At 69.6% G+C, this 9,753-nt stretch carries 5 protein-coding genes and 1 pseudogene; 5 read left to right on the forward strand and 1 reads right to left on the reverse strand.

What is annotated here, in order from left to right:
* On the reverse strand, positions 1–414 hold a 414-nt coding region (locus DMB66_RS44600; RefSeq protein ID WP_199752982.1), incomplete at its 3' end, for a hypothetical protein.
* Between the two features lie 349 nt (positions 415–763).
* On the opposite strand from DMB66_RS44600, the gene DMB66_RS44605 reads away from it, so the two are divergent.
* The 5 genes and pseudogenes from DMB66_RS44605 to DMB66_RS44625 form a co-directional block, all read left to right on the forward strand.
* Entirely contained in the window at positions 764–1,144 is a 381-nt protein-coding gene (locus tag DMB66_RS44605) for a hypothetical protein (RefSeq protein ID WP_125810182.1), read from the forward strand.
* 390 nt (positions 1,145–1,534) lie between these two features.
* Positions 1,535–1,730, forward strand: a pseudogene (locus DMB66_RS64595) (IS701 family transposase); the annotation flags it as partial.
* A gap of 422 nt (positions 1,731–2,152) precedes the next feature.
* Positions 2,153–4,624: an RICIN domain-containing protein gene (locus tag DMB66_RS44615; protein ID WP_125810183.1), complete on the forward strand. Its 2,472-nt coding sequence runs from the start codon at positions 2,153–2,155 to the stop codon at positions 4,622–4,624.
* 80 nt (positions 4,625–4,704) lie between these two features.
* Positions 4,705–5,730 carry a hypothetical protein gene (locus tag DMB66_RS44620; RefSeq protein ID WP_125810184.1) on the forward strand — a complete coding sequence of 342 codons (1,026 nt, stop codon included), beginning with the start codon at positions 4,705–4,707 and terminating at the stop codon, positions 5,728–5,730.
* Positions 5,727–9,753: hypothetical protein (locus DMB66_RS44625; RefSeq protein WP_125810185.1), on the forward strand; the 4,027-nt coding region annotated here is incomplete at its 3' end. The genes DMB66_RS44620 and DMB66_RS44625, both read left to right, overlap by 4 nt.

Raw genomic sequence — 9,753 nt, forward strand, 5'->3', positions numbered from 1 at the left:
GGCCGGCCACTTTCCGTCCTCTCCGGCCGCGTGCCGGTCGACGAACAGCTTGATCAGCCTCTCCTGTTCGGCGAGGCTTGCTTCGGACAGCTCGAGGACGTCCCCGCCGATTTCCAGCCGCACTGTTCGGCGTACGCCGTCGCTGCGGCCAAGCCATGATTTGATCGCGGTTACTACCGAGCGCAGCCCTTGCGCCGATTTGCCGAGAGTGACCAGCAGGCCGCCGACCACGGCAACATCGAACGCCCGAGTGCCGGCCGGAGGCCCACCGGCGCGCATAGCGATCACGTCCTCAACGTCGAGTAGCCGCAGTTGATCGCGTAGGTATCCGGTCAGAGCGTCGAGCCGTTCGGCGTCAGCTCCGTCCTCGGACAGTTGAATGCGAAGTGTTCCGGTCATCGGGGCATCCCTCATGCAAATGAAGCTCGGCTTGAGCTTCCTCTTGTCCCACGGCGCTGGCAATCGGTTTGGTGACTCAGTCGGAGGGCCGGTGAGATCAGCTACGTATCTGCTGACCTCGATGGTCCTCTGAACCGGTCACGCCCGCCCTGCCGCCGATGGGCCAGGTGCGCGTCATCCCTTGACCTAAGAGCGAGGCCAGTGGTCGGTCAGAGTCAGGAAGTTGTCGGATCGTGGACAAGATATTGACGCGGCAATTCTCGGCGACCGTAGATGGATCTGAGTGCTGTTGCCTTGATCCCCTCGGAACCGGTGAGCGACGCGGCCGAGGTTCCGCAGCAAGTGATTCAACGCTAGGACTATCATGACCGTTTTGGCGGATTTCGTGGTTGTGAACACCGACCCAGCCTCCGCGTCCGGCGGAAAGTGGAAGTCAGATCCATTCGAAACGGGCGGCAGGTTGACGCGGGCCGTGAACGGCGTTGAACAGCACAACGCTTTCGTCGCGCTTACGCTGACTTCTGCTGCCGGAGGTCAGGACGTGGCCGTTCGGGTGATCGTAAACGATCATCCTCTGTCTCGGCTGGTAGAAGTCAAGAAGGACAGTCAACGGACGGCCATCGTCGCCTTCGTGGGTTCATTCTTGAATGAAAGTGGCAACCACAACGTGATCGAACTGCACAGTCGAGGCGAGCGTCCCTTCATTGTGTTACACGCCATCTGCCATTTCCGCCAGAACTCCTAGCCTATTCACCGTTACGGCGTCGTAGCCGCTGTAGGCGTCGTGGACCGCGACGCCGGTGAAGCGGGGCAGGATCCCGAACGCGGTCATCGACGCGACTGCCCGGCCGTGTTCGTCGATGTGGTAGCCGGTCAACCGGCCGGTCGCGGCGCGTCACCAGCAGCCCTAACCGGGCGGTGTCGCCACTTGCGCACTGCTGCCACATCAGCGCGTAGTGACTGGCCGCTGCGATGAGCAGCCCGCAGAACGTCGCCGTTGTCCACCGGTCATGCAGCACTGCGGTATCGCAGTCGGCATACCGGCTCCATCCGTCGCCGAAGATTCTCGCCACCTGCAGATCCGAACGGTCGGCGATCGCGCCGAGGCCGAGTGGCCGGTGGCCTGCTCTGCCGGTGGGTCACCGGCGACGAAGCCTACGGCGGCGACCCGGCCCTGGCCACAGCGCTGCGACAGCACCGGTTCGGCTACGTCCTGGCCGTCGCCTGCTCACACCGAGTACCGACCGGTCTCGGCATCCAACGCGCTGACCAGATCGCCGCCGGGCCTGCCTCAGCATGCCTGGCAGCGACTATCGGCGGGCGACGGTGCCGTTCGCCTATGACCTGCTCAACCCGCATGCCCGCCGATCAGACTCGGCCAGCTCGAACGTCACGACATCGAGCGGTGACGAACCATGGAGAGCTCCCAAACCGCCCTCGGATGCCAGGGTGGCGCCCATAACCCCGAGCACAGTCCACCGGGTGAACGCCGGAGACAGCTCGGCCGGAACCCATCGGCCGGGCCGCGCTCGCCGGTGAGCCCTGCCTCGCAGCGGGGCTGCGCCGGATCGAGGGCGGCTGATATTGTTCGGCGTCACATTGATCTTCTTTATGGCCTTTTCGACTACGGGGGAACGAAATGTCGAGAAGTGTGCACAGACTTCCGCGTCTGTGGATGCTGGTCGCCGCCTCAATCGCGGTGACGTTCACGGGCAGTGTTGCCATCCCAGCCGATGCGATCGCAGCACCGCCGGTGGTCGCGCAAGCTGCCGCCGACCCGACCACGATCGATGAGAAATATGCCGCCGCCGCCGTTCTCGGCTGGGTGCCGCGCGAGGAGGTCAGCCTCTCCGACCGCGACTTCGCCTCGGTGCTCTGGGAGAAGGCCTCGGAGAGGCACAACTCCCAGGTGAAGGCCGCCGCGCTGGCCGCCTTCAGCGATGGGAGCGATGCCGAGGCCGCATCCGCGGAGTTCATCAGGGCCGGCATCTTCGCGGCGAACGACCGGGACGTGGCGCTGAAGGCCCGCAAGGCCCAACTCGACACGATTCGGCTGCGCGCGGCCCAGGAGATCAACTGGGTGCCGGCGAACAACACCGAGCGGTCCACCATGCTGGACCAGACGCTGCAGAACTTCTTGTTGGCGTTCTGGCGCAAGGCGGCGACCTGGCCCGAGGTCAAGGCGGCGGCCGAGCCACTGACCGTGGCCGACGCCACCGACGAGCAGCGCCTCGACTTCCTGGAGCACGCCCTCTTCGACAAGGCCGAGAGCGACCGGCAGAACGAGATCGCCAACGGCAACGCCGAGGAGGTGGCCGCCCGGCAGGCCGCGGCGCTGCGCTCGGCGAAGGAGAAGGCGATCGCCACCGCGCTCAAGCGGTCGGCCACGCCGTACGAGCTGGACGATCTCGAGATGCGCGAGCTGATCCACCTGTTCGCGACCGACAGCACCGGGCGCAAGGTCAAGGCCGAGGCGACGATCGCGTACGCGAATCCGTCCGAAGAGGTCTGGGTCGCCTACGTCTTCACCGGCGTCCACCTGGCCAACAAGGTCGACCTGGACGAGCGTGACCTGGCCGAGGCACGGGCCAACGAGGTCAAGGTGCGCGACATCATGTACGCGGCCGAGGCCGACGGGTACAAGCCCACAGTGGTCGCGGCGTCCAAGAAGGCGCTCGAGGGTGTTGCTCTCGACCGCAGCCTGTTCCTGCTCGGCGGTCACGACACCGCCCGCGAGGCCGACTACATCCGGCCGTCGGCCGGCAAGATCCTCATGTTCCAGGCGGCCGGCTTCAACGGCTGCGCCGGCGACCTCGACGAGCTCCGGGTGACCACCACCGAAAACCGGACCCGGGTCGACCCGTGCAACGACAACCTCCAGTCGCAGCGCTGGGAGCTCGTGCCGGACACCACCGCGGGCCGCTACAAGTTGCAGTCCCGGGGGCTGTGCCTGCTCCCGGAGCGGGCCAAGATCCAGCAGGACGGCGCGCCGATCGTGCTTTCCGGCTGCAGCCAGACCACGGGCGCCTTCGTCTGGGAGCTGCTCGACGGCGGTCAGGGCAACGTGGAGATCCGCAACGTCACCAGCAACAAGGTGATCACCGCGGTGCCCGGCTCCGTCGCCGGTGCGCTGACGATGGTGCAGAACCCCAACGGTCACCTGGCTTCCCAGCAGTGGCGGCTGATCGATCCGTCCCACCAGGCCGCCGCCAGCGCGTCGCCGGTCGGGTCGTTCCGGATCAAGGGTTCCCGGTCCGGACGTTGTGTCCGGCCCGCGGGTGCGCTCGACAAGCCGGGCGAGGGTGCGCTCAAGGCTGGCGCGACCATGGAGTTGCGCGACTGCGGGAGCGGCACCGAGCAGATCTGGGATGTGACCGCGGTGTCCGGCACCCGCTTCAAGCTGCAGAACCGTGCCTCCCAGCAGTGTCTCTTCTACGGCGCCCCGTACGTGCAGGAATACACCGTGTCCCAGGGCGGCTGCAGTTTCGCCTCTATCGCCTGGACCGTCATGTTCAACTCCTCCGCCGGTGGATACCTGAGGTCTCTGGCCAGCGGGAGCTACCTGGGAGTGCGCGACGCCGGCACCGCCAACGGCAGCATGTTGAGCATCGCGGACTACGCCGTCACCAATGACCAGCGGTGGATCCTGGAGCCGGTCTCCGCGGGGGCGACCCAGCCGCAGCCGATCTGGGCCTCGACGGGCAAGCCGCACGCGAGTTTCGCCGGCACGGCCGTCACCTTCGTGCAGCAGTGCTCGTCGACCAAGTCCTTCTTCGCCTTCGACCACGCCACGACGGCCCCCAAGGGGATGCGGGCGCACACGGCGAACACGATCAAGAACCTGGTGCGAGCGGACGTCGCCAACTTCACGCCCATCCCCACCGAACAGTCCTGGCAGTTCTGCGCTCACGCGGTTCTGTCGAACACCAAGCTGGAAATCTCGATGAAGAGCATCCAGGCGAATGCCTGGGCCCGCGAGGTGACAAACCCGAGCGCGGGGCTGGCCGCCGATCAGGCCAGCGCCGCCAATGCCGGACGTTTCATCCTGCACAACCGCATCGCCAGGAACAGCGACGGCACCCACGTGGGCGTTCTGCAGTCCAAGACCAACGGCAAGTACGCCGTTCCGGACACGGCCGCCACCGGAACCCTGAACCGGGCCATCCGGTTCACCAGCGCGACGCAGACGGTCGCCGCGGAGTTCAACGCCGTCACCTGGCAGTAGCGGCACCTCGTCCGGAATGTCCCGTCGTCCCGGCCCCGCGCCGGGACGACGGGCCCAGCGTGCCTTGGGGAGGCATCCGCATGCTCAAGATCAATCGCCGGGGACGGCTGGCGGCCGTGGTGCTGGCGTCCGTTCTCACCGTAGGAATCACCCAGACCGTGACGATCGCACCGGCGTCGGCGGCGAGTCAGGCCGACCGGGAGCGCGTCCAGTGGCGGGCCCTGTCCGACGGCCGATGGGAGGTCCGGCAGGCGGCGGCCGTCGCGTTGACCAAGACACCGTCGCCGAGCGACCCGGACCCGGTGGCCACGTTCCTGCGTACCGGGCTCACCGCCGCGATGAACCGGGCCGCCACCTTCGAGCGCAACAACAACATCACCCTCGAGGTCGAGAAGCGGAACTCGCGATCGGGCTCGTTCGTCCACATCGGATGCGAGCGCGCGCTGCGGGCGACCCACGACGACAAGGACGACTTCATCCGGTACGGGCTGGCGGCCGCACGCGAGGCCGACCGGGAGGATCCGCAGCAGGAGGAGGTCGCGAAGCAGGCGCAGGCCGACCGCGAATACGTGGCGTCCATCGCCGAGTCCGACCCGGGCCCGCAGGTCCAGGCGGCGGCCTTCGCGGCGATCACGGCCGGTGAGGACCGGGACATCGCCGACTTCTTCTCGTACTACTGGGCGGCCGGGGCGCGCCTCGACGACGAAGCCTACAAACTCGCCATCAGCGACCTCGACCTCAAGGGCACCGCGAAGATGGCCCGGTTGCGCGAGGCCGCCCTGCGGGCGCAGGCGGCCGAGGAGGGGCTCAGCGGCGAGGCCCTGGAGAAGGCCCGCGCCGAGACCGCGTCGGCGTGGCGGGCGGTGCAGGTGTCCGCCACCGGTGCCAGTGTCGACTGGACGGCGGAGGCCGCCCGGGCCGCGGAACAGAGCGCGAGGTGGACCGCTGTGGCCGCGTACGCCGAAGGAGCGACCACCGAGCAGGACTGGGCCGGCGTCGTCGCCCGGGCGCGGACCGACGCGGCCGCCTGGCAGGAGGCCGTCCGCTGGGCCGAGCAGCAGGCGGCGGAGTGGGCGCGACTCGCCGAGGAGGCGGGCGACCGATGAAGATGTTGCGGTTCGTCCTGGCTGTCGTGCTCGGCCTCTCCCTGGCCGGGGGCGGCGTGGCCGTGCCGGCGTACGCCGACCCGAAACCGGCGGCCGCGGCCGCGAGTGGCAGCGACTGGACCGACGAAGAGGCGCGGTGGTACCGCGACAGCGTCGTCGACATCGCGATGTACGCGGCCGAGCCCGAGGTCCGGGATGCGGCCACCGCGGCGCTGACGGCCGGGACCACGCAGGCGATCGCCGATTTTGTTGACTCCGGCTGGGCGCGGGCCCGGCTCGCCGCCGCCCAGCGCAAGAGCCGGGACCGGGCCCAGGTCACCACGTGGTCCAGGACCGGCGGAACGAACGTCCAGCGGCTGGCCAAGCTGGCCCTGGCCGGGGGCGACTACACGATCGGCGAGTTCGTGGCGTACGGCTACGAGCTCGCCGATCGACTCGACCGCCCGGTCGCCGACACCCAGGCCGAGCGGGAACGGATCTATCAGCGCGTCGAGCGGATGATCGCGATGGGCGGGCCGACCGTCGTCGCGGACGGCAGCGCGGCCCTCGCCTCCGCCGACCCGGCCGTCATCGCCGCGTTCTACACGACCGGGTACGCCGCGGCCAACCGGGCCGACTGGGACAACCGGGACCGCGTACGCGTAGCCATCGAGCAGCGCAACGAAAGCATCGACCTGCTCACCGCCAACGCCTCCGCCGCCGAGGCCGGCGCCCGGGCGCGGGCCGAGATCCTGGCCGCCAACATCCAGGGTCTGGCCTACCTGGAAAGCTCACTGCTCGCCATGCGGCAGGCCGCGGCCGCGGCCAACGCCGCCGACCAGGTCTTCGAACAGGACCGGGTCAACCGCCCCCGGCAGCCGGGCCGGACCGCGCTGCTGGAGGCGCACAAGGCCGACGCCATCTCGCAGGCCGACCGGGCCACCCAGACGGCGCTGCAGATGAACGCGGTCATCGCGCGGGTGCAGATCGCCACGCGGGAACTGGCCGACGCGGGTCAGGACTACGGGCACGACTGGGCGCAGGTCACCGTCTCACTCGGCCTCGCCTCGCAGGCCGCCGCGCACGCCGCGGCGACGGCCAAGGACGCCGCCACGGCGACGCTCGCCGACAGCCTGGCGCTGGACGCCGACCAGAACGCCACCCTGCACGCGAACAACGCCGCGCGCTGGCTGGCCGAGACGAAGCACCAGGAGAAGGTGGCCGCGGACCAGGCGGTCGTGGCCAAGGCCCAGCAGAAGATCGCCGAGGCCGCGGCCAAGCGGGCCAACACCCAGCGTGGCATCGCCGAGAAGGCCGCCACCGACGCCCGCCAACACGCGGACAAGGCGCGCAAGCTGCGGGTCGACGCCGAGCAGGCGTCCGCCAACGCGGTCGCGCAGGCCCAGGTGGCCGGGTCGGCGCAGTTGGCGGCCAACGAGGCCATCCAGCGGGAGACCGCGGCGATCAACCGGATGAACCGGGCCGGCGAGCAGCTCAAGACCTCGACCAACCGGTGCTTCGCGGCCGAGGAGGAGTACAACGCGATCACCGCGGCGCTGGCCAAGGCGCGGGCCGAGGCCGAGGCGGCCGGGCAGGACGCCGACGAGGCGACCCGGGACCTGCGGATCCAGGCCGACCGCGCGCGCGACGCGTACCAGTCCGCGCTGGCGTGGAAGAACCAGGCGCAGGCGGCAGCCGACCGGGCCCGCGGTGCGGCGGAGGGCGCCACGGCCGCGGCCGATCGGGCACGTACGGCGGCCAAGGTGGCGCAGCAGAACGCGCTGACCGCCCGGAAGGCCTCCGACCGGGCCGGGCAGGCCGCGGTGGACGCGGTCCGCGCGGCCGAGTCGGCCCGGGTCGGCGCGGAGAAGACCCGCACCGAGGCCGAGGCCGCCGTCCGGGAGGCCGGGCAGGCCGTCGTCCAGGCCGACATCGCCGGCGACTCGGCCGGCAGCGCCGCGTTGCTGGCGTCGTTGACCGTCGATCGGGGGAGCACCGCAAGCTACATCGCGTCCCGGTTCGCCGCGGTCAACGGCGACGCCCGCAACGCGCTGACCGTCGCGAGCGAGGCGATCCTGGTCTCCCAGGCGGCGGCCCAGTCGGCCGCACGGCGAGCGGCCGAAGCGGATGCGGCCGCCCGGCACGCCACCCAGCAGGCGACGGATGCGGTCGGCGCCATCAAACCGGCGTACGAGGCGGCGGCCCGGGCGGTCGGCTCGGCGAACACCGCGATCGGTGCGGCCAACAAGGCGTACGACGCCGCGGTGGCCGCCACCAACGACGCCAACGGCGCGACCACGGCCGCCGGGGCGGCGACCAGGTGGGAGTCGGCCGCGTGGCAGGACGCCGCCATCGCGGACCACGCGGCGCAGACCGCCGGACTCGCGGCGGCCAGCGCGGGACGTGCGTCGGCGAGCATCGACCGGGCGTACGCGTGGGCGAAGAACGCCACCGCCGGCATCCACACACAGGCCAAGAAGCTCGCCGACATCCTCAAGGGCCTGCAGGACGAGAAGGCCAAGCAGGACGCGATCGCCCGTGAGCAGCAGGAGTTCGAGGACAAGGTCGAAGAAGGCATCCTCTCCTACCTGGCCTGCACCGGCGGCATGACCGACGCCTGCAAGCACCTGTGGGCGCTGGTGCAGCCGAGCCTCAAGACGGCCCTGGACGCCAGCAAGAACCACCTCGCGCTGCTGGGCCGCTGCTACACGGGCGACCGGCCCGCCTGCGACGAGGCGGAAGCCAACGGCGACCGGGTGGAGGACTGGTTCGTCCAGGTCGGCGCCGGCCTGCTGGAGGGGGCCAAGGGCTTCATCACGGGGCTGAAGGCGCTCGCCGACTGCGGCAGCTGGATCGTCGTCGGCACCAGCGGCGACTACTTCCGGAACAACTGCGGCAAGACCGTCGAGGGCTTCCGGAAGATGCCGGAGATGCTCCGCGACCACCCGCTCGAGCTGATCCACATCAACGAGTGGCGGGAGAACCCGGGCAAGGCGTTCGGGCTGACCCTGTTCGACGTCGCCTCGTTCGCCATCCCCGGCATCGGCGAGCTCGGCGGTGCGCTCAACAAGACGCTGGGCCAGATCAGCAACCTGCTGCGGTTCAGCGTGACCAAGATGTCCGGTGGCATTGGGCGGATCGAGCGGTTCACGGTCCGGCTGGCCGAGGGCGCCGGGGACGCCGGGAAGTTCGCCCAGATCACCGGCATCGGGCTCAAGCTGGAGAACGGCGCCGCCAAGTTCGACGACGCGTTCGCCCTGATCGACAGCAAGCTGTACAAGGTCGGCAGCACCACGGCCCGGCTGGACGGGCCGATCGACGCCTTCGACGGCGCGGTGGTCCACCTCGACGGTGGCGTGGTCACCATCGAGAACGGCGTTGTCAAGATCCGGGACCTCGCGCTCAAGGTGGGGCACGACGTCGACGTGCCGGACTCGCTGCCCGCCTGCCGGGTGCTCAAGGCGGCCCGGGCGGCTGCTGCCGCCGCCTGCAACGGCACGCAGTCCGACGGCAGCTGGCAGTACACGGAGAACGGGGTCGACCTCAAGCTCTCCAAGCAGGCCAACCAGCTCGCGGACCAGGCCGTGGCGGACGCGTGGTTCGACGCGGACAAGCTGTCGCCGCGGATGAAGGCGATGATCGAGGCGTGGCCCGGTGCGAGCCGGGAGGGCTGGTCCTATCGGCTCAAGGACGCGGACTCCCTCAAACGCAAGCTGTACGGCGACCTGAAGGGCGATGAGAGCCGGGCGGCGGAACTGCTCGCCAGGGCCCGCGACAACATCCGGTACACCGCGGTGTTCGAGACGAAGGATTACGTCGCCGGCGTCCAGGCGGCGGTCCGGGAGATGAAACAGAAGAGGTTCGAGCTGGTCGAGGCCAAGAACGACTGGTCGCCGCAGTCCAAGCGGCTGTACAAGGGCATCAACCTGACCTGGCGGGACCCGCAGACCGGCGCGCTGTTCGAGTTGCAGTTCCACACCCCGGAGAGCTTCTGGGTCAACAAGGCCGAGCACCCGTTCTTCGAGATCACCCGCCTCGGTGACA

The sequence above is a fragment of the Actinoplanes sp. ATCC 53533 genome, from assembly GCF_003947245.1.